At 72.4% G+C, this 23,237-nt stretch carries 16 protein-coding genes and 1 pseudogene; 6 read left to right on the top strand and 11 right to left on the bottom strand.

All coding sequences use genetic code 11. The features are described 5' to 3' along the window. The first annotated feature begins 1 nt into the window (after position 1). Complete coding sequence (locus ACGFR7_RS04270; protein WP_393312783.1) at positions 2-1,153, top strand: NlpC/P60 family protein; 1,152 nt, start codon at positions 2-4, stop codon at positions 1,151-1,153. A 221-nt stretch (positions 1,154-1,374) separates the two neighbouring features. Here ACGFR7_RS04270 and ACGFR7_RS04265 read toward each other — a convergent pair whose 3' ends face one another. Next, complete coding sequence (locus ACGFR7_RS04265; protein WP_393312781.1) at positions 1,375-1,728, bottom strand: hypothetical protein; 354 nt, start codon at positions 1,726-1,728, stop codon at positions 1,375-1,377. A 325-nt stretch (positions 1,729-2,053) separates the two neighbouring features. Between ACGFR7_RS04265 and ACGFR7_RS04260 the strand changes: the two genes are divergently transcribed. Continuing rightward, the gene (locus ACGFR7_RS04260; protein WP_393312779.1) at positions 2,054-3,244 is read left to right on the top strand and encodes an NlpC/P60 family protein; all 1,191 of its coding nucleotides are present in this window, start codon (positions 2,054-2,056) and stop codon (positions 3,242-3,244) included. Between the two features lie 27 nt (positions 3,245-3,271). Here the strand turns inward: ACGFR7_RS04260 and ACGFR7_RS04255 are convergent, their stop codons facing one another. From ACGFR7_RS04255 to ACGFR7_RS04240, 4 genes are all read right to left on the bottom strand, one after another. Next, on the bottom strand, positions 3,272-4,396 hold the full coding sequence (locus ACGFR7_RS04255) for an alpha/beta hydrolase (RefSeq protein ID WP_393312777.1): 1,125 nt from the start codon (positions 4,394-4,396) through the stop codon (positions 3,272-3,274). A gap of 183 nt (positions 4,397-4,579) precedes the next feature. Beyond that, entirely contained in the window at positions 4,580-5,293 is a 714-nt protein-coding gene (locus tag ACGFR7_RS04250) for a LuxR C-terminal-related transcriptional regulator (RefSeq protein ID WP_393312775.1), read from the bottom strand. Positions 5,294-5,465: 172 nt separating this feature from the next. After that, complete coding sequence (locus ACGFR7_RS04245) at positions 5,466-6,767, bottom strand: PspC domain-containing protein (protein ID WP_393312773.1); 1,302 nt, start codon at positions 6,765-6,767, stop codon at positions 5,466-5,468. A gap of 134 nt (positions 6,768-6,901) precedes the next feature. Further along, on the bottom strand, positions 6,902-8,662 hold the full coding sequence (locus ACGFR7_RS04240; RefSeq protein WP_393314147.1) for a protein kinase: 1,761 nt from the start codon (positions 8,660-8,662) through the stop codon (positions 6,902-6,904). Between the two features lie 331 nt (positions 8,663-8,993). Between ACGFR7_RS04240 and ACGFR7_RS04235 the strand changes: the two genes are divergently transcribed. Together ACGFR7_RS04235 and ACGFR7_RS04230 are read left to right on the top strand one after the other, a co-directional pair. Continuing rightward, positions 8,994-10,547: a PspC domain-containing protein gene (locus ACGFR7_RS04235; protein ID WP_393312771.1), complete on the top strand. Its 1,554-nt coding sequence runs from the start codon at positions 8,994-8,996 to the stop codon at positions 10,545-10,547. Further along, on the top strand, positions 10,544-10,771 hold the full coding sequence (locus ACGFR7_RS04230; protein ID WP_393312769.1) for a hypothetical protein: 228 nt from the start codon (positions 10,544-10,546) through the stop codon (positions 10,769-10,771). Before ACGFR7_RS04235 ends, ACGFR7_RS04230 begins: the two co-directional genes overlap by 4 nt. Positions 10,772-11,034: 263 nt before the next feature. Here the strand turns inward: ACGFR7_RS04230 and ACGFR7_RS04225 are convergent, their stop codons facing one another. Further along, on the bottom strand, positions 11,035-11,583 hold the full coding sequence (locus tag ACGFR7_RS04225; RefSeq protein WP_393312767.1) for a TQO small subunit DoxD: 549 nt from the start codon (positions 11,581-11,583) through the stop codon (positions 11,035-11,037). A gap of 282 nt (positions 11,584-11,865) precedes the next feature. Further along, a complete protein-coding gene (locus tag ACGFR7_RS04220) occupies positions 11,866-13,143 on the bottom strand; it encodes a hypothetical protein (RefSeq protein WP_393312765.1) in 1,278 nt (425 codons plus the stop codon). Between the two features lie 1,137 nt (positions 13,144-14,280). Here ACGFR7_RS04220 and ACGFR7_RS04215 point away from each other — a divergent pair. Beyond that, the gene (locus ACGFR7_RS04215; RefSeq protein ID WP_393312763.1) at positions 14,281-15,036 is read left to right on the top strand and encodes a hypothetical protein; all 756 of its coding nucleotides are present in this window, start codon (positions 14,281-14,283) and stop codon (positions 15,034-15,036) included. Between the two features lie 207 nt (positions 15,037-15,243). Here ACGFR7_RS04215 and ACGFR7_RS04210 read toward each other — a convergent pair. Next, positions 15,244-16,035, bottom strand: a pseudogene (locus tag ACGFR7_RS04210) (class II aldolase/adducin family protein); the annotation flags it as partial. Between the two features lie 218 nt (positions 16,036-16,253). After that, positions 16,254-17,840, bottom strand: coding sequence for a glutamine-hydrolyzing GMP synthase (guaA, locus tag ACGFR7_RS04205; RefSeq protein ID WP_393312761.1), 1,587 nt, complete (start codon positions 17,838-17,840; stop codon positions 16,254-16,256). A 251-nt stretch (positions 17,841-18,091) separates the two neighbouring features. On the opposite strand from guaA, the gene ACGFR7_RS04200 reads away from it, so the two are divergent. Continuing rightward, positions 18,092-18,415, top strand: coding sequence for a chorismate mutase (locus tag ACGFR7_RS04200; RefSeq protein ID WP_393312759.1), 324 nt, complete (start codon positions 18,092-18,094; stop codon positions 18,413-18,415). Positions 18,416-19,399: 984 nt separating this feature from the next. Here ACGFR7_RS04200 and ACGFR7_RS04195 read toward each other — a convergent pair. Both ACGFR7_RS04195 and ACGFR7_RS04190 read right to left on the bottom strand, forming a co-directional pair. Then, positions 19,400-21,175, bottom strand: a complete 1,776-nt coding sequence (locus ACGFR7_RS04195) for a GMC oxidoreductase (RefSeq protein WP_393314144.1) — start codon at positions 21,173-21,175, stop codon at positions 19,400-19,402. Positions 21,176-21,397: 222 nt separating this feature from the next. Further along, the gene (locus ACGFR7_RS04190) at positions 21,398-23,140 is read right to left on the bottom strand and encodes a succinic semialdehyde dehydrogenase (RefSeq protein WP_393312757.1); all 1,743 of its coding nucleotides are present in this window, start codon (positions 23,138-23,140) and stop codon (positions 21,398-21,400) included. Between the last annotated feature and the right edge of the window lie 97 nt (positions 23,141-23,237).

Genomic DNA, 23,237 nt, shown 5'->3' with positions numbered 1-23,237 from the left:
CTTGGCGTCGCATCGCAAGCCGCGCACCAGCATTCTCACCTCGCCCGGAGGAAGGCGTACGGCGGTCGGGCTCACCACCGCCGCCCTCGCCTCGGCCACGCTGCTCTCGCAGTCCGCCGACGCGGCCCCCCGGGCGCCCAAGCCCAGCATCGAAGAGGTCAAGCAGAAGGTCGACGGGCTCTATCACCAGGCCGAGGTGGCCACCCAGAAGTACAACGCCGTCAAGGAGCACGCCGACGACCAGCGGGACCGCGTCGACGGCCTGCTCGACGCCGCCGCCGAGCGGGCCGAGAAGATGAACGACGCCCGGCGCCGGCTGGGCGCCTTCGCCGCGGCGCAGTACCGCAGCGGCGGCATGAACCCGACGGCGCAGCTGATGCTCGCCAAGGACCCGCAGCAGTTCTTCGACCGCAGCCACCTCATGGAGCGCCTGACCGGGCGGCAGAAGGAGGCCGTCTCCGACTACCAGGAGCAGCAGGCCGCGGCCGCCCGGCAGCGGGCGGCGGCGACCCGCGACCTGGAACGGCTGCAGACGTCGCAGGCCTCGCTCAAGGAGTCCAAGCAGTCCGTCCAGCAGAAGCTGACCGAGGCCCGGCAGCTGCTGTCCAAGCTGACCGCCCAGGAGAAGGCGCGGCTGGCGGAGCTGGAGCGCCAGAAGGAGGCGGCGGCCAAGCGCAAGGCCGAGGAGGAGGCCCGCAAGCAGCAGGAGCGCGAGCGCCGGCAGCAGCACGACGGGGGCGGCCCGTCCGGCGGTCAGACCGGTGGCGGCTCCGACAACGGTGGCTCGACCGGGGGTTCGTCCTCCGTCCAGGCCGAGAAGGCGCTCGCCTTCGCCCGCTCCCAGATGGGCAAGCCGTATGTGTGGGGCGCGACCGGACCCAGCTCGTACGACTGCTCGGGACTGACCCAGGCGGCGTGGAAGGCGGCCGGCGTCAGCCTGCCGCGGACCACCTGGGACCAGGTCAAGGCCGGCCAGCGGGTCGCCACCAAGGACCTCAAGCCCGGTGACCTGGTCTTCTTCTATGACGACATCAGCCATGTCGGCATGTACATAGGCGGCGGCAAGATGATCCACGCCCCGCACCCGGGCGCCAACGTCCGGGAGGAGTCGATCTACTACATGCCGATCTACGGGAGCGTCCGCCCGGGCTGAGGCCCGGCCCCCGCTCCCCCGTCAGACCACCCCCCACGGCCACCCCCCACGGCCACCCCCCACACGCCACCGCGCGGCCGTCGCCTCCGGATGAGGAGTGCGACGACCGCGCGGTGTGCCGTTGAGGAGCCCGTGCGTCGGCGCCCGGAGCCCTGCCGGCGGGGCGTACGCCGCCCCGGCCTGCGCCCCGCGCCCGGCTCGCGGGGCGTCCGCCGTTCCGCTCAGGTCCAGAGCACGGCGATGAAGATGTTGGCCACCGTCAGCGCACCGACCGCGCCGAAGAGCGGCGGGGCGATCTTCTCGTCGTCCCGCTTGACGTAGACCAGCGCCAGGATGACCACCAGAACGGCCATCTTGATGCCGAGCTTGATGGTGTTGAGGCTGTGATCCTCGGCCTGGTTGAGGCCGACCAGCACGATGCCGGTGACCAGCATCGTCAGCGCGCCGTGCAGCATCGCCGGCACGAAGCGGGCGGTGCCCGCGCCCATCGCCTTCATCTGGGTCAGAAAGCCGCCCAGCAGGGAGGCGATGCCGATGATGTGCAGGCCGACGAAGAGATTGATTACTACGTCCATAGTGCTGGATCGTAGCCGCCGCATAGCACGGCCCTTCAGGCAGGGCGCCCACAATCGCCGCTTCGGTCAGGCCGGGCCCGGTCCCGGCCGAGTGGCCGTGGCGCCATGGTCACCCGCGCACCGACCCCGGTCGAAAGCGAGCAATCCCGGGCAAGCGGACTCATCACCGCAACACCCAGGCTTAGCGTCCTCCTCCAGGCGGTCGACTCCCCGCCCTCGCCGGCCTCCCACCGGCGTCCTGTCGGCCGCCCCGCCGTGAGGTGCGGCGGCGGTCCGTTCCCTCGTGACGGACCGCCGCCGGGCCCACGGGCACCAAGGGAAGGAAGTGACGGCCACCGTGGCCTCGCACCGCAAGCCGCGGCAGCATCCGCTCGCCGCGCTCACCGGCGGCGCACGCAGCGCACGCACCGCCCGCACGGCCGCCACCCTGGCCCTGGCCGGCGCCGCCACCGCCACGGGTTTCGCTCCGGCGGCGGAGGGTGCCCCCGTCGCCGCCGTTGCCGACGGCGCCGGCCAGGCCGCCCACCGGCTCACCCCCGACCGGGTCAAGGACCGGGTCAACGCGCTGTACCAGGAGGCAGAGGTGGCCACGCAGAGCTACAACGGCGCGAAGGAAGCCGCCGGCACCGCCCGCGAGGAGCTGAGCAGGCTGCAGGACGAGGCCGCCCGCCGAACCGCGGAACTGAACGACGCCCGCAGCGAGCTGGGCGCCGTGGCCGCGAGCCAGTACCGCTCCGGCGGCGTCGACCCGACCGTACGGCTGCTGCTGTCCGCGGACCCGCAGCGCTATCTGGACGGCGCCGCGGTCCTGGAGCGGACGGGCAGCCACCAGGCGACCGCGGTGGCCGGTTACGCGCGCCGGCTCGGCAGCGTACGGCAGATCCAGCGGCGGGCCGAGGACACCGCGGAGCGGCTGGCGGACACCGAGGCGGCGCTGAAGAAGCACCGGGTCACGGTCGTCCACAAGCTGGGCGCCGCCGAGCAGTTGCTCAGCCGGCTCACCGCGGAGCAACGGCAGCGGATGGCGGGCCGCGGCGCCGCGCACGGGGGCGCCGGCCAGGGCCGCGCCGACCGCGGGACGGGGCACGGGGACGGTCTCCCCGGCAAGGTCCCGGCCGGCCCGGGAGCCGCCGCGGCCGCGGCGCAGGCCGCGGCGCAGGCCCCCGACCCCCGGGCCGCGCGGGCCGTCGCCTTCGCCTACGCCGCCCTCGGCAAGCCGTACATCTGGGGTGCGACGGGCCCGTCCGGCTTCGACTGCTCGGGGCTGACCCAGGCCGCCTGGAAGTCGGGCGGGGTGTCGCTGCCCCGTACGACCTACACCCAGATCAGCTCCGGACCGCGTATCGACAGGTCCCGACTCGCCCCCGGTGACCTGGTGTTCTTCTACTCCGGCATCAGCCATGTGGGGCTCTACATCGGGGACGGGAAGATGATCCATGCGCCGCACCCCGGGGCGCCGGTGCGGATCGCGCCGATCGACCAGATGCCGTTCGCGGCGGCGACCCGGCCGGCGTAGGGCCGTTCGTGGCCGGGCGCGCCGCGCTCACGCCCTGAGCTGGGTCCCCAGCCAGCGGAAGACCTGCGGCACCTGGCGCTCCCATACCTTCATGGTGTGGCCGCCGGCACCCGACGAGATCTGGTGGACGTTCACCGTCGTCGGGAACCTCGCGAACTGCCGCAGACCGAGACCGGCTTGGTAACCGTCGCCTGCCGCGCCCGACACATACAGGGCCGTACGCGGCGGCTTCCCCGCCGCGTTGGCGGACTTCAGGATGTGCATCGGGTTGGACTCGATGCGCAGCTTGGGGTCCTTGCCGGCCAGCGAATCGCGTTCGAGCGCCGGGTCGTTGTAGCCGGACATGGCGACCGCGGCGCGGTAGCGGTCCGGGTGGGACAGGGCGAGCTTGGCGGCGCAGTGCGCGCCCGCCGAGTAGCCGGCCAGGGCCCAGGAGTCCGCCGTACTGCCGGCCCGGAAGTTGTCCACGATCATCTTGCGGACATCGACGGTCAGCCAGCTGTCGGCGTTGACCTTCCCGGGGATGTTGACGCAGCCGGTGTCGGCGCCGGGGAAGACGTCGGTCCGCGGTGACACCAGGATGACCGGCTTGACCTGGCCGTTCTGCATCATCGGCCGGAGCTGATCGGCCACCCGCAGGGAGCCCAGCCAGGTCTTCGCCGAGCCCGGGTAGCCGGGCAGCAGCTCGACCACGGGGAACTTCTTGTTCCGGTAGGCCGGGTCGTTGTACTGCGGCGGCAGCCATACGTACACCTCGCCCTGCACGCCCGAGATCCGGCCCTTGAGGTCGGTCATCTGCACGCCCGGGCCCACCTTGGGGTCGTCGGCGGGGCGGAACTGCTGGAGCTGCTTGGGCTCGTTCTTGATCTGCCGGCCGCCCATGCCGTCGGGGCCGAGGTTCCGGGCCTCCTGGATATGGCTGCCGGTGCCGAGCAGATCGCCCCAGGTGTCGTAGAGATTGTTGGCGTTGTTGACCATGACGAAGACCACGGTGATGGCCGTGATCTGGGCGAACAGCAGCATCAGCAGCCGGCCGAGGCTGCGCAGCAGGGGCGGCCCGGCTATTCGGCCCCACAGGGCGAACGGCAGCACGAAGGCGACGATCAACAGCAGGATCGAGGTGAGGAAGAAGGGCGTGCCCGTCAGGCTCATCGGGATCTCGTTTCCAGGACAACTACGCGAAGGACGTGGGGACGGTTCCGGCCCCGCCTTCGGCAGTGAGCCTCTCCGCGCCGTTAGATGGTGATCCGCGTGGTCCTGGTTGCCCTTCTTTGGCCGTTCTTTACGACCCCGCCCGCCGGCGGCCCGTTACCGGGCGCGCGGCGGTGGTGCAGGTCAGACCAGCCGCCGGGCCGCCGCCCAGCGGGTCAGCTCATGGCGGTTGGAGAGCTGGAGCTTGCGCAGCACCGCGGAGACATGGGATTCCACGGTCTTCACGGAGATGAAGAGCTGCTTGGCGATCTCCTTGTACGCATAGCCGCGGGCGATCAGCCGCAGGACCTCGCGCTCGCGCTGGGTGAGACGGTCCAGGTCCTCGTCGACCGGCGGGGCATCCGTGGAGGCGAAGGCGTCCAGGACGAAGCCGGCCAGCCGCGGGGAGAACACCGCGTCGCCGTCGGAGACCCGGAAGACCGCGTTGACCAGGTCCGTGCCGGTGATGGTCTTGGTGACATAGCCGCGGGCGCCGCCGCGGATGACGCCGATGACGTCCTCGGCCGCATCGGAGACGGAGAGCGCGAGGAAGCGGACCGGGCGCTCCGCGTCGGCCATCATCGCGGCGCTGCGGCGCAGCACTTCGACACCGCCGCCCCCGGGGAGATGGACGTCCAGGAGGACGACCTCGGGGCGGGTGGCCGTGATGACCGTGACCGCCTGGTCGACGTCGGCCGCCTCGCCGACCACCTCGACGCCGGTGCGCCCGGTTTCGCCGATCTCGGCCTGGACGCCCGTACGGAACATCCGGTGGTCGTCGACCAGCACCACCCGTACGGTCCGGCCCTCGGCCGCCCCGCCGCCGGTCTCGCCCTGCTGTGCGCCCTCGCTGCTCATCTCTTCCGCCCGTCCCTCGATGTCTGCCCGGCCATCATCCCGTGCTCCGTCCCCTGCTCCGTCCCGCGCTGCCGCCACCGGCCGCCGTTCGCCCGGCCGGTCAGGTGCCGCCACCGGCTGCCGCCCGCCCGGCCGGTCAGGTGCCGCCACCGGCTGCCGCCCGCCCGGCCGGTCAGGTGCCGCCCTCCGTCGCCGGGCGCTCCATCTCCAGCTCGACGACCGTGCCGCCCTCGGGGGCGGAACGCAGCCGGGCCGTGCCGCCGTTGCGCTCCATACGGCCGATGATGGACTCGCGTACGCCCATCCGGTCCTCGGGGACCGCGTCCAGGTCGAATCCGGGGCCGCGGTCGCGCACCGAGACGAAGACCGTACGGCCCTCGACCTCGGCGAACACCTGCACCGCACCGCCCTCGCCACCGTACTTGGCGGCGTTGACCATCGCCTCGCGTGCGGCCTGTATCTGGGCGCCGAGCGTGTCGTCCAGCGGGCAGTCGCCAACGATCACGACTTCGATGGGGACACCGTGATCGTCCTCCACCTCGGCGGCGGACGCGCGCACCGCCTCCGCCAGGGTGGCCGGCTCCTCGTCCTCCTCCTTGCCGCGGCCCTCGGGCTTGTAGAGCCAGGCGCGCAGCTCCCGCTCCTGGGCGCGGGCCAGCCGCGCCACCTCCCGGGGCTCCTCGGCGTTGCGCTGGATCAGGGTGAGGGTGTGCAGGACGGAGTCATGGACGTGGGCGGCCACTTCGGCGCGCTCCTGGGCGCGGATGCGCATCAGCCGCTCCTCGGAGAGGTCCTGGGTGATCCGCACGAGGTAGGGGCCCGCCAGCAGCGCGATGCCGACGACGACGGCGAGCGAAGCCTGCAGCACCGAGCCGAGATGGCGCACCGAACCCTGCAACACGACGATGCCGGTCACCCCGACGCCGACCAGCAGCACGCCCGCCGCGCCGCGCAGCACCGGCAGCACGCCCTTGCGGCGGCCGAGCTCAAGCCACTGCGCCCGGCGGGAGTTGTCCGCCTGCCGCCACACCAGGGCGACACCGGCGCCGATCAGCAGCACCGGCCAGACATAGCCCTTGGCCTGGCCCAGCTGGAATCTGGAGGCGACGATCGCGCTGCCGATGAGCAGCGCGATCAGCGCGAAGACCTGGCCCTTGTCGGGCTTGTGCCGCCGCAGCGCCCGCTTCCCGCCGACCGCCGCGGCGGGGTGCCGGTGGTCCACACCACCGACGCCCAGCGGGACGAAGAACCAGAACGCGGCGTACAGCACGGCGCCCATGCCGTCGGCCAGGAACAGGGCCACGAACACGATCCGCACCCAGGAGACCGGGAGTCCGAGATGCCCCGCCAGACCGCGCGCGACACCACCGAGCAACCGGCCGTCGGCGCTGCGGTACAGCTTGCGCACGGGCGGTTCATCGGGGTCCGGTGCCGGGGCGTAGCCCGATTCGGCGCGGGGCGGAGCGGTGGTCATGCCCCCGATCGTCACACGGCGCCGGGGCGCGGGGCATCAGGGACGACCCTGAACCCGTCCCTGAGGTTCCGCGCCCTCACCGCTCCGCCGCCGCTCCCGCCCGCCGCTGCTGCGGCGCCGCCCCGCCTGCTGCCTCAGCTCTTGACGTCGGTCCTGCGAAAGCCGTCCTTCACCACCGAGAAGACCTTCTCGTACGTGGTCCAGTCGGCCTCCGGCGCGGAGACATAGATCGCGTACTCCTTGCCGCCCTCGCGGCCGAACCCGAGGTCGGCCGCCCGGAAGGTGCGGGCCCGGCCTCCGAAGGTGCACTCCCAGATCGCGGCGGGATCGCCCTGGAAGGTGGTGGGCTGCATCCGCAGCTGCTTGTAGATGCTGTACTTCTTCTTGAAGAAGACCTCGACGTCCTTGAAGTGCTGCACCTGATCGGGCGAGGAGAAGTCCAGAACGCTCACGGTCAGCTGGGCGCGCTCGGCGTCCGAGGAGTAAATGATCTGCCGGCCGCCGTCAATGGTCTGGCGCTTCCACCCCCTGGGCACCGGGAAGGTCACGCCGAGCGCGGGCTCCTTCCCCTGCTGGTAGCCGTCGGGGAGGGGCGGAGGCGGTCCGATGCTGGGCTCCGGGTCCTTGGGAAGAGCCGGTGCGCCCTTGTCAGAGGCGCTTTGGGCCGTACCGGAGTCGTCCTGGTGCATCAGGTACCAGGCCGCGCCCGCACTGCCTCCGGCGAACAGCACCCCGACGACGCTCCAGACCACGGCCCGGGCGGCACGCCGCTTACGGGGAGCCTTGCCGCCGGACAGCGCTTCCGTACGGTCCCCGTCGGCCCGCCCGCCGCCGGCCCCGTCCTGGAGAGCCATGGGGCCGGTGACGGCGCTGCCGCCGAGGTCCGTACCCGACGTGCCGGTGCCGGTACCCGAGCCCGTGTCCGAGCGCATGCCCATGGCCGTGCCCGCGCGCGTCCCGGTGCCGGTTCCGGTGCCCGTCCCGGTGCCGCCCGAGGTGTCTCCCGTTGTGCCCGTGTGCGGCACCAGACGCGTCGGTGCCTCCGACTGCCCGCCCGGCGCGGCCGGTTCCGCCGCATCGCGTCCGACCGTGCCCAGTGCCAGCGTCGGCCAGCCGTGCAGCGCCGTCTCCGCCTCGGCCTCGACGGCCCGCAGTGCCTGCTCGACGACCTCGGCCGTCGGGCGGTCGGCCGGCTCCTTGGCGAGCAGCGCCTCGATCAGCGGACTCAGCGACCCTGCGCTGCGCGGCGCCTCGAGCGGATCCATGGCGATGGCGTACGCCGTCTCGACCGCGGTGTCCTTCCGGAACGGCGGTCTCCCCTCAACCGCTTGATAGAGCGTCGCGCCCAGCGCCCAGAGGTCGGAGGCGGGCCCGGGGCGGCCGCTTCTGACCCGCTCGGGCGCCAAGTAGTCGATGGAGCCCACCAGCTCACCCGTCTTGGTGAGCGTGGACGTACCACTGGCGACCGCGATGCCGAAGTCGGTGAGCACGACCCGGCCGTCCTCACCGAGCAGCACGTTGCCCGGCTTGACGTCACGGTGCAGCACACCGGCGGAGTGTGCGGCGCGCAGCGCCGCCACCATGCCGCGTCCGATACGGGCGGCCTCGCGCGGGGTGACCGAACTCTCCTGCCGGGCGGCTTCCTTGATGACATCGCCGAGCGTCAACGAGGGGACGTACTCCATGACGATGCACGGCATCCCGGCGTCGTCCACGACGTCGTGCACCCCCACCACATTGGGGTGGTTGATGCGGGCAGCCGCCTGCGCCTCGCGAGTGGTGCGCTCATAGCGCCTCGCCAGTTCGTCCGCTTCCAGATGCGGCGCCACATGCAGACGCTTGACCGCGACCTGACGCCCAAGGACCTCGTCGCGGGCCCGCCAGACGGTGCCCATACCGCCCTGGCCTATCCGCTCAACCAGGCGATATCGCCCGGCGACCAGTCGCCCCTCGTCCACCGACGCCGCCTCCGTCACCGCACGCCCCTCCGGAAACCCGTACGTATTCAAGGGGCAACGATAGTCGCCCACGCGGGTGGAAGGCCCTCGCCCCACCGCCCGTCCGTACGCGTGTTCCGGTCCGGTACCGAGACGGCGGGGCATATGCGAACCCACGAGGGGTTTCGGGACCCCCCGGGGGCATATCGGGGTCCCGTCGGGGAATCTCAGGGACCTGCCAGGGTTTCCACTGATGCCCGGAGCGCGCCGCGCTTGTCACCATGGGTCCATGAACGATGCAGCCCCCGTCGACGAGTCGGCGCCCTCCGACCCCGTCGGCCCCACCCCGCCGCAGGCCCCGCTGCGCCGCAGCCGCCGGCACAAGGTGATCGGCGGGGTGTGCGGCGGGCTCGGCCGGCAGTGGGACCTCGACCCGGTGATCTTCCGGATCGTGCTCGCCGTGCTCTCGGTCGGCGGGCTCGGCCTCATCGTCTACGGCTTCGCCTGGCTGCTCATCCCCCTCGACGGGCAGGACGAGAACGAGGGCCGCAAGCTGCTCTCCGGCCGGGTCGAGGGCTCCGCGCTGACGGCCCTGCTCTTCGCGCTGGTGGGCTGCGGACTGTTCCTGACGACCCTCGCCAAGGGCAGCATGATGTCATTCGCCATCATGCTGACGCTGGCGGCGGCAGGTTCCGCCTATTGGTCCCGGCGGCGCCGGGAAGTGGAGGCCAAGGGCCCGGAGTCGGTGGACGCCGCCACCGCCCAGGCCGTCGCCGACGCCCCGCCCGAGACCATGGCCCCCCCGGTGCCGACCAGTCCGTCCTGGTGGCGCAACCAGCGCTCCAAGGAGGCGGGCGGCCCGGGCTATCTGTGGGGGCCGGAGAACACCCCGCTCCCGCTGGACATCACCTACCGCCCCGAGCACCGCGCGGGCGCGACGGCTGCTGACCGGCCCCGCCCCTGGCCCGACGCCGGCAGCCCGCCCGGCCCGCCACCGTACGGGGCACCGCCCGCCCCCGTGCTGCGCCGAACCCGCCCCAGCGGCCGCCCGGTCGGCGGCTGGACGTTCCTGCTCGCGCTGCTCGCCGGAGGCGCCACGGCCCTCGCCGTCTCCCACCGGAGCGGCTTCGCGCCCGCCCTCCAGGCAGGGCTGGCAGGTGCGTTGGTCGTCTTCGGCCTGGGACTCGTCCTCAGCGCCTGGTGCGGGCGGACGGGCGGCGGCACGGTCTTCATGGTGGTGTGCACGGCCGTGCTGCTGACGGCCGCGACGGCGCTGCCCGACAATTTCACCACCGACTGGCAGGAGCGCACCTGGACCCCCGCCACGCTCGGCTCTGTCCGGCCGCACTACGAGGTCGGTTCGGGGGATGGGAGGCTGGACCTCGGCGCCCTGCCCCTCAAGGACGGCCGTACGCTCCACACCAGCGCGCGGGTGGGCTTCGGCCGCCTCCAGGTGACACTGCCGCAAGGCGTCACCACCCGCCTCCATATCTCCCTCGGTTTCGGCGACATCCAGTTGCCCGGTGAATCGCCGCACGACGTGGACTTCTCGGCGCGAGTCGACCGGCGGACCATCACGCTGCCCGCCGACGGCCTCAAGAAGGGTGAGAAGCCGCGCGGCTCGCTGGATCTCGACCTCGAACTCGGCGCGGGCCAGGTCGCCATCGAGCGCGCGACACCGGCCTCTCCTCCTTCGGCCGCCACCCCGTCGGCACCCGCACCGTGGGCACCCCCGCCGTCCAGGCCCACCCTCTCGGCAGCGTCGGCGCGCACCCCGTCGGCCTCCGCGCCATCGGTCCCCGCACCTTTGACCGCCCCCACCCCCGAGGGAGCCCCCGAGTGAAACGCCATCGCTTCGAACCGGCTCGGCTGATCGCGGGCCTCACCGCCCTCGCCATCGGCGTGGGCTACGGTCTCGACGCCCTCGGCCTCTGGCGGGCCCCCGGCCTCTGGCTCTTCCTCGCCCTGCCCGCCGGCCTGGTCCTCTCCGGCATCACCGCCGCCGTCCGGGCCACGACCCGCCGCGACGCCCCGCACACCGACCCGCCACCCCTGCCGCACACCTGACCCCCGTGACGCCGCCCCCGCCCGCCCCGCGCCGCCATGGAACGACCGCCCGCCCGGCGGCGCCCTACCAGGTCGCGTCAACTCTCCGACCGCACAACGGCGTCCCGGCCGCACAACGGCGTCCCGGCCGCACAACGGTGTCCCGGCCGGACGACGGTGTCCCGGCCGGACGACGGCGTCTCAGCCGGACAGCCTCGTCCCGACCCCGACAGCTTCGTCCCGACCGGACAGCTTCCTCTCGTCAGCCGGACAATCGCGTTTCGCTAGCCGAACAACTGCGTCCCATGCCGCTTGCGGCGGTGGGTCCAGGCCGCGTCCAGGGAGAACCGCGGGGTGCCGGCCAGTACGAGCGGGACCCAGGCCATCAGGTAGGCGAGGTCGTTGCCGTAGTAGTACGGAGTGGTCGCCCAGCTCACGGTGAGCCACAGGGACAGCGAGATCAGCGCACCACCCAGCGCCGCCAGCCGCCCCAGCAGGCCCACGAGGGTCCCGAGGCCCACCGCGAGTTCGCCCGCCGCGATGGCGTAGCCGAAGCCGACCGGGCTCTGCTGCGCAAGGTCCACGAGCTGCGGCAGCGCCGCCGCGTCATGGACCTGGCGCAGCGTCTCACCGATCGACCCCGCGCCGCCGGCCGCCAGGAACGACCGGTCCAGCAGCTTGTCGATGCCCGCATAGAGGAAGGTCGCGCCCAGAAACAGCCGCAACGGCAGCAGCGCATGGCGCGCCAGCCGCCCCCGCAGCCCGGCGACGCCGGAGCCCTCAACGGCCACTCCCCCCAATTCGGCACCGATCGTGCGATTCGCGTGAACCATGACGTCCGCCTCTCCGTTGCCTCCGGGCGCAGACGATTGTGCCCCCGCCCACGCCTCCTGGGGAGATACGTACGCACGTACGCGAGAGGTTCAACGGACCGATGCACTTCGCGCGGTCGCGGCACACAAAACCATCACGCAACGGCGGCCGGGCGGTGCCGCACCGCCCCAGCCACCCTCGGGGGCCGTTTCGCGCTCCCCCGGCCCGCCGCATTCCCCGACCCCGCCACGCCCCGGCCCCGCCACGCCCCCACGACGCCCCGGCCGCGCCTCCCGTGGGCCTCAGTCCAGCACGTCGACCGGGTAACCATTCGACTCCACACCCGCCGCCGTGATCACCCGGACCGTCACCCGGCCCGGCTCGACGTCGACCGGTACCGGCACGGTCAGCACCCCGTCCGTCGGATTGGCGAAGCCGCCGGCCACCGGAACCAGGGGAACGGGGACGTGGACATCGCCGATCCGTACGACGGTCCGGGCGAGCCGGTCGGGTGTCCCGGCGCCCGGCGGGACGAAGCCGGCGCCGCGGATCTCGATGTCGTCGCCGGTACGGACCGGTGCGGCAAGATCACCCAGCTCACGGGAGCGGACGACGGAGAGGATCACCGGACGCCCGCCCGCCACCGCCTTCCCCCACAGATAGGTCGCCCCGGAGAGGGCGAGGAGCACCACCAGCCCCCAGGGGAGCTGCGGCAGGTGCCCCGGCTCCCCGGCCAGCCGCACCAGGGCGAACGCCAGCACGGCCACATTCACCAGGACGTACTGCACATCCAGGAGGCTGCCCCGGCCCGCGTCGTCCGCCAGCAGGTCGGCGGCCCGCGGCCGCTGGGCGGGGACCTTCTGCAGCCGCCCCGACCGCACCCGCGCGGCCACCAGCCCGTACGCCACCACGGCCACCCCGCACCCGACGGCGAGCGTCGTCAGCAGGGCACCCGACCGGACGAGTTCCAGGCCCTGGAGCAGTGCGCGCCGCTCCCCCGGCCCGGCGGCCGCCGCCAGCCGCACGGCCGCCGTCAGCACGGCGAACAGCACCGCGGCCGCCCAGCCCGCCGCCACCGTCCGGGAGGTGGACAGCCGCCCGTCCTCGCCGATCAGCGGCGCCAGCGCCCCGCCGTGCGCGCGGTGCCACCAGGCCGCCGCCGTCAGCCCCAGCGCGAGGACGACGGCCGCGAGCAGTCCCGCCGTACGGGACGCCGTCCAGCCGCCGCCGATGGCGGTCAGCGCCTGCCCGAGCAGCAGTGCGATCACCGCGCCCCAGACGACGAGCAGGGTGCGCCACCGTACGGACGCCAGCCAGGCGGCCCCTTCGGCGGCGCCCCGCTTGGCCACCTCCCGTGCGGACAGCGTCAGTTCATCGGAGACCCACTGGCGGGCGGCGCCGGCGGAGCGGGTGAGCCCGGCCGGCACCCCGTGCCCGGCGGCGAAGTCCTCGCGCAGCGCGATGAACGCGGCAACCGCCTGCCGGTGCCCCGTACGGGCGCCGTGCGGGCACCGCCCGCACTGGCACTCGCCACCGGTGGCACGCTCCGCGCCGTCCCCCGGCTCGCCCGTTCCGGCCATCCTGCCCGCCGCCTCAACCGACACGTCCGTTACCGCCCGCCGCCGCTCGCCGCCAACTTGTTGTCTGCAAAGGCGAATTGTGCCCCAGGTGGCCGGGGTGGATATCAAACGTCCAGTTGGTGACGGGTGGCGGGCGCATCGGCGCGTTGACGTACGCGGAGTGGGTCCCCGTGCCGTCGCGCGCCCGGTAGATCCGTACCGGAGTCCGCGGACTTGGCCCCCCTTACGCACACCTGACCGGCGGCCGACCGCGAAAGCCCGGCGCGTCCCCTATTCGGGCGAACCGGGGCACGGCGATGGCTGAGCGGTCCACGCGCTGCGCAAGCTCTCGCCGTGTGCCAAATACACGGACCTCATGGATCGCACCGCCGCATTGACCTGGACAGAGACAGACCACGCCCCCGGGACAGCCCGACGGAACCGAACGGACCCCACGCACCCCACGCACCCCACAGGCTCAGCAGACCCCACGTACCCGACAGACGCGGCGCACTCGGCAGACGCGGCGCGCTCCGCGGCATCCGGCGCCTGGGAGCCGTACTCCTGGCCGCCGCCGCTCTCCTGCTCCTGACCGGTGCCGCCGCGTTGCTCGCCGGCGCGCCGACGGCAACCGCCCATGACCGCTACCACCGGCCACCGGCCGGCGACAACTGCGCCTATGCCGGTACCGCGCCCCCCGTGGACGTACCGACCGGCTTCCCCATGCCCCGCCACTGGCACTTCCCCTGCACCGAAACCAAACCCCCGCCCCCGGCCTCCCACAAGCCGGCGCCCCGTCCACCGGGCCCGAAACCCGCGCCCCCACGGCCGCCCGCGCCCAGACCCCGGCCGACACCACCACCCCCGCCGCCTCCGCCACCCCCACCCCGCGCCCGCCCCGCGGCCCCGCCGCCCGAACCGGAACCCAAGCCCAAGCCCAAGCCCAAGCCCAAGCCGGTCGTCAGCCGCCCGGCGTCACCTCCGCCCGCCCTGCCCCGCAGTTATGCGCCGGTGTCCCACAAGCCGCGCGCCGGGCGCTCCATTGTCACCACGACCCTGTTGATCACCGCCCCGGCCGTACTGGCCGGAGCCGCCCTCCGTCCCCGTTCGAGCTCCTCGTCCGGTTCCGCCGGGCGCCGTTCCTCGTAGGAGGTCTCCATGTCGCAATGGCTGGTGCTGACCCTCGCCATGGTCGCCGCCTGTGGCGTCGTCCTGACCATCACCGTCCTCAAGGAACGCCGGATCAGCGAGGACGACGACCCGACCGAAACACCCGATGTGATCGAGTATCTGACGATGATGGTGGGGGTGGTGTACGCGATCGTGCTGGGCCTGGCCATCGCCGGGGTCTGGGAGGCCAGGAGCGCGGCCGAGGACACCGTACGGACCGAGGCACAGGCGCTGCACGAGGTCAGCGCGCGGGCCCGGGCCTACCCCGCGCCGGTCCGGGACCGCATCCGCTCGGACGTCGGCACCTATGTGTCCTACGTCGTGCACAAGGAATGGCCGGCCATGGCCGAGCGGGGGGAACTGACCGGGCGCGGCACCGACCTGCTGACGAAGGTCCGGGCCGATGTCACCGACTACCACCCGCGCAACGACTTCGAAGGGCAGTCCTACCAGCCCCTCGTCGACCAGGTCGCGGTGGCCGACGGCGCCCGCTCCGCCCGTGCGGACGCGGCCGGTTCCACGCTGCCGGGCGTGGTGTGGTTCGGGCTGATCATCGGCGGCGCCATTTCGATCGGCGTCATGTTCACCCTGCAGATCCGGCGCTCGGGGCGGGAGTTGCTGATGGCCGGGCTCTTCAGCGCGTTGATCGCCTTCCTGCTGTTCCTCGTCTGGGACTTCGACGCGCCCTTCAGCAGGGGCCTCGCCGCTGCCGCACCGTTCTTCGATCTGTTCCCGCATCCGTGAGACGGCCCCGGGCCCTGCGGGACGGGCGGCCCGTCCCGCAGGGCCCGGCCGGGCGGCGATCCGGAAGAGCCTGCCACCGGGCCCGGCCCCGTCACCGTCACCGAACCCGCCACCAGGCAAGCCACCGGAACCACCACCGAACCCACCACCAGGCCGGCCACCAGACCCACCACCGGACCTGCCGCCGGACCTGCCGCCGGACCCGCCCTACCCGAAGAGATCCGGCTCGCTGCGCACGATCTGCTGATACAGCGGCTGGTAGTTGATCCAGGCCACCAGGTCGTTCCCCAGCTGTTCACGGGTGCGGACGGCATTGTGGTGGTCGATCAGGACCGGTTTGCCGGCGGCCTTCGCGGTCAGCTGGACCTGGCAGGAGCGTTCCATCGTGACGAACCACCACGCCGCCGCGTCCACCGAGTCGCCGACCGTCAACAGACCGTGGTTACGCAGGATCACCGCCTTGTGCGGCCCGAGGGCAGCCGCGATCCGCCGGCCTTCCGCCTCGTCCACCACCACGCCCGTGTAGTCGTCGAAGAGCGCATGGTCCTCGTAGAACGCACAGACGTCCTGGGTGATCGGGTCCAGCAGCTCCCCCAGCGCGGACAGCGCCCGGCCGTACGTGGAGTGGCTGTGGGCGGCCGCGACGACGTCGGGCCGGGCCCGGTGGACCTGGGCGTGGATGGCGAACGCCGCCTGGTTGACGTGGTGGCGGCCCTGGACGACCTTCCCCTCCGCGTTCACCAGCAGCAGATCACTGACCGTGAGGTGCCGGAAGGACATGCCGAAGGGATTGACCCAGAAGCAGTGGGGGAACTCCGGGTCGCGCACGGTGATATGGCCCGCGACACCCTCCTCGAAGCCGTAGTGCCCGAACAGGCGCAGCGCCACGACCAGGCGCTCTTTGCGGTGGCGCCGTTCGTCCTCGACGGTCTGGTGCGTCGGCGGCATCGCGAACTGCAGCTGGTCGGTGGGTATCGGGGTCGGCTCGGGCATCGCGGCTCTCCTCCTGGCACGTACGGCGCTTGATGCTCGATGCGGAAGCTACCTTCCACTACCGCAGGTAACCAGGGCCGGGGCCGGTGGGAATGGCCCGGCCCGCAGAATTCTGCGGGCTGCCGACACGACGATGCCGCCGCTCGGTCGGTCCGAGCGGCGGCATCATCAGGCGGTCGGCGGAACCCCTGCCCACGACGGGCGGGATCACCCGACGGGCGGGATCACTCCCACTCGATGGTGCCCGGGGGCTTGCTGGTGACATCGAGGACGACGCGGTTGACCTCGGCGACCTCGTTGGTGATGCGGGTCGAGATCCGCGCCAGCACGTCGTACGGCATCCGCGTCCAGTCCGCGGTCATCGCGTCCTCGGAGGACACCGGGCGCAGCACGATCGGGTGGCCGTACGTCCGGCCGTCGCCCTGGACGCCGACCGAGCGGACGTCGGCGAGCAGGACCACCGGGCACTGCCAGATCTCGCGGTCCAGACCGGCCGCGGTCAGCTCCTCGCGGGCGATGGCGTCGGCCTCGCGCAGCAGGTCCAGGCGCTCCTTGGTGACCTCGCCGACGATGCGGATGCCCAGGCCGGGGCCGGGGAACGGCTGGCGGTGGACGATCTCGTCCGGCAGGCCGAGCTCCGAGCCGACCATCCGGACCTCGTCCTTGAACAGCTGGCGCAGCGGCTCGACGAGCTGGAACTCGATGTCGTCGGGGAGCCCGCCCACGTTGTGGTGGGACTTGATGTTGGCGGTCCCCGTGCCGCCGCCGGACTCGACGATGTCCGGGTAGAGCGTGCCCTGGACCAGGAAGGCGACTTCCTCGCCCTCGGCGCCGGCCTCGGCGACCAGCTCGGCCTGGGCCTGCTCGAAGACGCGGATGAACTCGCGCCCGATGATCTTCCGCTTCTGCTCGGGGTCGCTGACCCCGGCCAGCGCGGTCAGGAAGCGCTCCTCGGCGTCGACGACCTTCAGCTGGACGCCGGTGGCGGCCACGAAGTCCTTCTCGACCTGCTCGGACTCGCCCTTGCGCTGGAGGCCGTGGTCGACGTAGACGCAGGTCAGCTGGTCGCCGATGGCCTTCTGCACGATGGCCGCGGCCACCGAGGAGTCCACGCCGCCGGACAGCGCGCAGATGGCGCGCTTGGTGCCGACCTGGGCGCGGATCGCGGCGACCTGCTCCTCGACCACGCTGGTGGTGGTCCAGCTCGGCTCGATGCCCGCACCGCGGTAGAGGAAGTGCTCCAGGACCTGCTGGCCGTGCGTGGAGTGCATGACCTCGGGGTGGTACTGGACGCCGTAGAGCTTCTTCTCGTCGTTCTCGAAGGCGGCGACCGGCACCACGTCCGTGGACGCGGTGACCGTGAAGCCCTCGGGCGCGGCCGAGCAGGCGTCGCCGTGGGACATCCACACCGACTGCTCGGTGGGGGTGCCCTCGAAGAGGGTGGATCCGGGGCGGGCGACGGACAGCGGGGTACGGCCGTACTCCCGGGCGCCGGTGTTGTCGACGGTGCCGCCGAGGGCGATCGCCATGAGCTGGAATCCGTAGCACATGCCGAAGACCGGGACACCGGCCTCGAACAGCGAGCGGTCCAGGCTGGGGGCGTCTTCGGCGTAGACCGACGAGGGACCGCCGGAGAGGATGATCGCCTTCGGGTTCTTCGCGAGCATCTCCGCCACCGGCATGGTGGACGGCACGATCTCGCTGTAGACCCGGGCCTCACGGACCCGTCGGGCGATGAGCTGGGCGTACTGTGCGCCGAAGTCGACTACGAGGACGACGTCCGGGGCAGCGGCAGGGGGCGCTGATGGCACTTCGGCGGCCTTCCGGCGGTGTGGAGCAGGGGTTGGACTTTCGATTCTAACGGGCTCATACTTGGCTCCATGTCCAAGCAGCTGACCTTCGTCTTTACCTATGGCACCGGCCCGTCCGGCTGCCATGGTCGTGCTGCTTGATCCACTGACAAGCAACTTCCCAGGCGCCCCGGGCCGAAATGGTCCGGGGCGTCTGCGTCTGTCAGGACCGATCATCGGCTCCGGGGCCACTCACCCCAGGAGATACGGACATGAGCCCTCGGACCACCACCGCCCCCTCTCCCGCCCCCGGCACCGACACCGGCACCGGCACCGGCGCCCACACGCCGGAGGCGGCCGGGATCATCCATGACGCACGGCAGCGGATCGATGATCTCGACGGCCGGATCATCGGCCTCGTCCAGGAACGGATGGCCGTCTCGGCCGTCATCCAGCGCGAACGCCTCTCCTCCGGCGGACGGCGGGTGAACCTCTCCCGCGAGATGGAGATCCTTGCCCACTACCGCGACCAGCTCGGCAGGCCGGGCACCGCACTGGCGATGACCCTGCTGGAGCTGTCCCGGGGGCAGATCTGAGGGGGACGGAAGGCGGGGCCGGGAGACGGGGCCCGGGAGGCTGGGGCCGGGAGGCGGGGCCCGGCCTGCTGCCGGGGGGTGGCCGGCTCGGCTCCGGGCCGGTATTCCGGCGGTCCGGCATCGGGGCTCAGTGGGGGTCGTGGCTGGTTCTGGACGCTATGTGGTCGGTTTCGGGGCCGGCCGGGGCGCGTGACGAAGCACACGCGCGCCCCGGCGCAGCTGCCGGATCTGCGTTCGGTTGCCGACTCACCCGTACGGCGCGTGACCGGCCGCCGCGAGGCTTCGTTGTTCCCGGTGCCACGCCAGCCAGGCGCGGCCTGCAGGACTACGCGTAGACGCCGCCTCACGGGCGGAAACCCGGAGCGATGAGACGCCGGCCGCCAGCCGCGGCCCGCGTCGTGGGACCTCGCTCCGGAGCCGTGACCGGTCAGCAGGGGACAGCAGCCCGGTCACATCCGATGGGGTGGTCGGTCCTGGGGACGCCCGGGACCGACCGCATCCGGTCGAAAAGGTTGCGCCAGGTGAGGCGCATCCAGGACGATGCTTGACGAACGACCTGCCGTATCCGGTATGGACTTTTGCACTGCCATTGGTCCGACCACCGCGGCATTCGCACCATCGCGCACCACCCATAAGCCAGCGGCGCTACCCCCCCCCCAGCGCCGCCCGTCGGTGCCGGCGCTGCCCTGACGCCGGCACCGAAAGCAAAGGGCCCCGTGGCCGTCCGCACCCCCCCTCGCGGACGGTATCCGGGGCCCTTCGCTGTGGGGGGAGTGCGCCCGGCGCACGGCCGTCGCCGGGCCGGCCCTGTGCCCTGCCTTCGTGACGCCCAGGAGACGGCCGTGAGGCTGTGGTGAGTCTCCTGTGAGACTGCCGTGACGGAAGTGATCGGCATCACGGCAGCCTTCTTGGCGAGAGGACACCCTTTTTCGGCCATGGCCGTATGCCTTCTGTACGCCCTCCGGATGCCTTCCGCCGGGGCCCCTACGTCAGGGACTTCTTCGGCGGCACCGGCGGGACGGCCAGGAACGGCAGGTTCAGCGCGCCGAAGGCCTGGGGAGGGACCGCGGGGCGGGCCGGTTCGACGGGCGCCAGCCGCCGGTAGGCCCGGCCCGGGGCGGGGCGCGGGTCCGGCTCGCCCTTGTTGGGCCACAGCGACATCGCGCGCTCGGCCTGTGCGGTGATGGTCAGGGACGGGTTGACGCCGAGGTTGGCGGAGACCGCGGAGCCGTCGACGACGGAGATCCCCGGGTGGCCGTAGAGGCGGTGGTACGGGTCGATGACGCCGTGGTCCGCGTCCTCGCCGATCGGGCAGCCGCCCAGGAAGTGCGCGGTCAGCGGTGTGCCCATCAGCTCGCCGACATTGCTGCCGGCGAAACCGTTGATCTCCTGTGCCAGCAGGGTGGCGGCCTCGGTCGCCTCGGGGATCTGCTGGGGGTTCGGTGCGCCATGGCCCTGGCGGGCGGTGAGCAGGCCCTTTCCGAGGCCGTTCGGTTTGCGGTAGGTGGTCAGGGAGTTGTCCAGGGACTGCATCACCAGGCCGATGATGGTGCGCTCGGACCAGCGACGGTTGGAGAGCGACCGCAGCAGCAGCATCGGGTGCCGGGCGCAGTTCGCGGCCCACCGGGCGGCGCGCGAGCCGCGGCCGGCGAGGGGCACCTGGAGGATGGACATGGCGCCCATCGCATTGGAGCCCTTGCCGTAACGGACCGGCTCGATGTGGGTGTGGGCGTCGGGGTGGATCGACGAGGTGATCGCGACACCGCGGGTGAAGTCGGCCTTGGTGCCGTGCCGTTTGCGGTAGCGGCGGTCGTCGGTCTGCGCGCCCACCAGCGCCTCGGAGTTCGTCCGCGTCAGCTCGCCGAGCCGGCCGGAGAGGCCGGGGAGCAGTCCGCTGTCCTTCATCTTGTGCAGCAGGGTCTGGGTGCCGTACGTACCGGCCGCGAGGACGACCCGGCGGGCGGTGAAGGTGCGGCCCCGGCCGGTGCGCTTGTTGTCGGTGGGCAGGGTGGCGACGGCATAGCCGCCACGGGAGTCCTCGGTGACGGTGACGACCGAGGTCATGGGGTGGATGACGGCGCCCGCCTGCTCGGCGAGGTGGAGGTAGTTCTCGTTGAGGGTGTTCTTGGCGCCGTGCCGGCACCCGGTCATGCACTCCCCGCACTCCGTGCACGCCTTGCGGGAGGGGCCCTTGCCGCCGAAGTACGGGTCGGGGACCTCCGTGCCCGGCGTGGTCTTCGACGTCCCGTCCGTCTCCTCCCCGCTGACGGCGTCCCGCCCGTCCCCGAAGAAGACACCCACCGGCGCGAGGTGGAAGGAGTCGCCGACGCCCATCTTCTCGGCGGTCTCCTTGAGGTGGACGTCGGAGGGCGTCATCGTCGGGTTGAGACGTACCCCGAGCATGCGTTTGGCCTGGTCGTAGTACGGCGCCAACTCCGCGTGCCAGTCGGTGATATGGCCCCACTGCTGGTCCTCGAAGAACTGCTCGGGCGGGACGTAGAGGGTGTTGGCGTAGTTCAGCGAGCCGCCGCCGACCCCGGCGCCGGCGAGCACCATGACGTTGCCGAGCAGATGCACCCGCTGGATGCCATAGCAGCCGAGCGCCGGGGCCCACAGGTAGTTGCGGATGTCCCAGGAGTTCTTCGGCAGGGTCTGCCGGGTGAAGCGGCGGCCGGCCTCCAGAACGCCGACGCGGTAGCCCTTCTCGGTCAGCCGGAGTGCGGAGACCGAGCCGCCGAAGCCCGAACCGACGACGAGCACGTCGTAGTCATAGCCGTGGTCGTCGTCAGGGCCGTGACCGTCGGAGCCGCCGGAGCCGTCGGCACGGGTGTCCGGGGCGTCGGTACGGGTTCCGGTGGCGTCATGGGTCTCAGGGCTGTCCTGGGTTTCAGGGCTGTCCTGGGCGTCCCGGCCGCCGTTCGCGTTCTGATTTCGGGCAGAGTTCTCCTGGGGCACTGGCTGGTTCTCCCTGCTGAGGGGGTGTTAGCGGAGTCGGAACGCCTTCATCGCCCGCAGGCTGCGGGTCATGAACTGTGCGTACTTCTCGTCGGTCATGCCGAAGGACGGCGCCAGCGGCATCAGGCGCTGATGGGCAACGGTCTGCGCCTCGGTGTACTTGAGGATGCCCTCGGAGCCGTGCCTGCGGCCCAGGCCCGAGTCCCCCATGCCGCCCATCGGCGCCTGCACGCTGGCGTACCCGGCGGCGTAGGACTCATTGACGTTGACCGTGCCCGTGCGCAGCCGGGCGCCGACCGCGCGCCCACGGCGGCCGTCCTTGGTCCAGACGCTGGAATTCAGGCCGTACGGGGTGGCGTTGGCGAGCGCCACCGCCTCGTCCTCGTCGCTGAAGCGGTAGATGGAGACGACCGGGCCGAAGGTCTCCTCGTCGCAGACCGCCATCGGGGCCTGAACGCCGTCGAGGATGGTCGGCTCATAGAACAGCGGGCCGATATCGGGGCGGGGGCGGCCGCCGGCGACCAGCCGGGCGCCCTTGGCGACGGCTTCCTCGACATGGCGGGTGACGGTCTCCAGCTGGCGCTCGCCGACCAGGGAGCCCATGTCGGCGCCGTAGGCGAGGGAGTTGCCCAGCCGCATCGCCTTCGTACGGGCGGCGAACCGCTGGAGGAAGTCATCGGCGATGGACTCGTGGACGTACAGCCGCTCGATGGAGATGCACAGCTGGCCGGCGGAGGCGAAGCAGCCGCGGACGGCACCGGCAGCGGCCTTCTCCACGTCGGCGTCCCGCAGCACCAGCATGGCGTTCTTGCCGCCGAGTTCGAGCGAGACGCCGACCAGCCGGGCGGCGGCGCCCTGGGCGACCTCGCGGCCCGTACGGGTCGAGCCGGTGAAGGAGACGTAGTCGGCGTGCTCGACGACGGCGGGGCCGACGACCGGTCCCTCGCCGAGTACGACCTGCCAGACGTCCTCCGGCAGCCCGGCCTCGATGAGCTGTTCCCGGGCCCACAGCGCGGTGAGCGCGGTCTCCGTGTCGGGCTTCATGACGACGGCGTTGCCCGCGACGAAGGCCGGCAGGGCGTCGCCCACGGACAGTTCGAAGGGGTAGTTCCAGGGGGCTATCTGCCCCACGACGCCCCGGGGCTGGCGGAGTTCGGTGACCTTGGTGAGGGTCGGTACGACGCCGGTGCGGGCCTTGGGCTTGAGGTAGGCGTGGGCCTTGCGGCCGTAGTGGCGGGCGGTGACGGTGACCGCCTGCACCTCCTCATGGGCGTGCAGCCGCGCCTTGCCGGTCTCCAGCTGGATCAGGTCGAGCACTTCGGCCTGGCGGCGCAGCACCAGATCGTGGAAGCGGAGCAGGACCGCGGCGCGCTGCTTGACCGGGACCTTGGCCCAGCGTTCCTGGGCGGCGCGGGCCCGCTCGAAGGCGGTGGCGACGTCCTCGGGGGTGGACTCGGGCAGGTCGGCCAGCTTCTCGCCGGTGAACGGGGTGTGGTTGGCGGTGCGGCCCGCGCCGACGACGCCACGGGTGAGCCGGGCGGCGAGTTCAGGGGTGACCACATCCGCCGCGGTACGGGCACCCGCCGGGGTGGCGGCGACCGGGTTGCCGTCGGCGGGGGCGGCAGGGGCCTCGTCGGGCGCGGGAGTCTCGTCGACCGCGGGAGTCTTGGCGACCGCGGGAGTCTTGGCGGGCGCCTCGGGGGCGGTGGCCTCCGGGGCCGCGGCGGGGGCCTCGGGGGAGGCTGTTCCGGTGTCCTGCGAGTCCGTCATGTCGGCGAGCGTATTCCTCCCCGGACGCTTTGTGTACCCGGGAGTAATGAGTTTTCACGCCGTACGCACCATCACGCCAGTGCCCGCTGGCCGTAAG

The organism is Streptomyces sp. NPDC048516 (assembly GCF_043199875.1).
Lineage (GTDB): Bacteria > Actinomycetota > Actinomycetes > Streptomycetales > Streptomycetaceae > Streptomyces.
Note: the sequence above shows the minus strand (reverse complement) of the source record. Positions and strands in the feature narration are given on the sequence as shown.

Excerpts from the sequence above, each read along its gene's own strand:
- ACGFR7_RS04190 (WP_393312757.1), bottom strand. The coding sequence starts at position 23,140 with ATGACGGACTCGCAGGACACCGGAACAGCCTCCCCCGAGGCCCCCGCC.
- ACGFR7_RS04200 (WP_393312759.1), top strand. The coding sequence starts at position 18,092 with ATGAGCCCTCGGACCACCACCGCCCCCTCTCCCGCCCCCGGCACCGAC.
- ACGFR7_RS04235 (WP_393312771.1), top strand. The coding sequence starts at position 8,994 with ATGAACGATGCAGCCCCCGTCGACGAGTCGGCGCCCTCCGACCCCGTC.
- ACGFR7_RS04225 (WP_393312767.1), bottom strand. The coding sequence starts at position 11,583 with ATGGTTCACGCGAATCGCACGATCGGTGCCGAATTGGGGGGAGTGGCC.
- ACGFR7_RS04250 (WP_393312775.1), bottom strand. The coding sequence starts at position 5,293 with ATGAGCAGCGAGGGCGCACAGCAGGGCGAGACCGGCGGCGGGGCGGCC.
- ACGFR7_RS04245 (WP_393312773.1), bottom strand. The coding sequence starts at position 6,767 with ATGACCACCGCTCCGCCCCGCGCCGAATCGGGCTACGCCCCGGCACCG.
- ACGFR7_RS04220 (WP_393312765.1), bottom strand. The coding sequence starts at position 13,143 with ATGGCCGGAACGGGCGAGCCGGGGGACGGCGCGGAGCGTGCCACCGGT.
- ACGFR7_RS04240 (WP_393314147.1), bottom strand. The coding sequence starts at position 8,662 with ATGGGCACCGTCTGGCGGGCCCGCGACGAGGTCCTTGGGCGTCAGGTC.
- ACGFR7_RS04265 (WP_393312781.1), bottom strand. The coding sequence starts at position 1,728 with ATGGACGTAGTAATCAATCTCTTCGTCGGCCTGCACATCATCGGCATC.
- ACGFR7_RS04215 (WP_393312763.1), top strand. The coding sequence starts at position 14,281 with ATGTCGCAATGGCTGGTGCTGACCCTCGCCATGGTCGCCGCCTGTGGC.
- ACGFR7_RS04255 (WP_393312777.1), bottom strand. The coding sequence starts at position 4,396 with ATGAGCCTGACGGGCACGCCCTTCTTCCTCACCTCGATCCTGCTGTTG.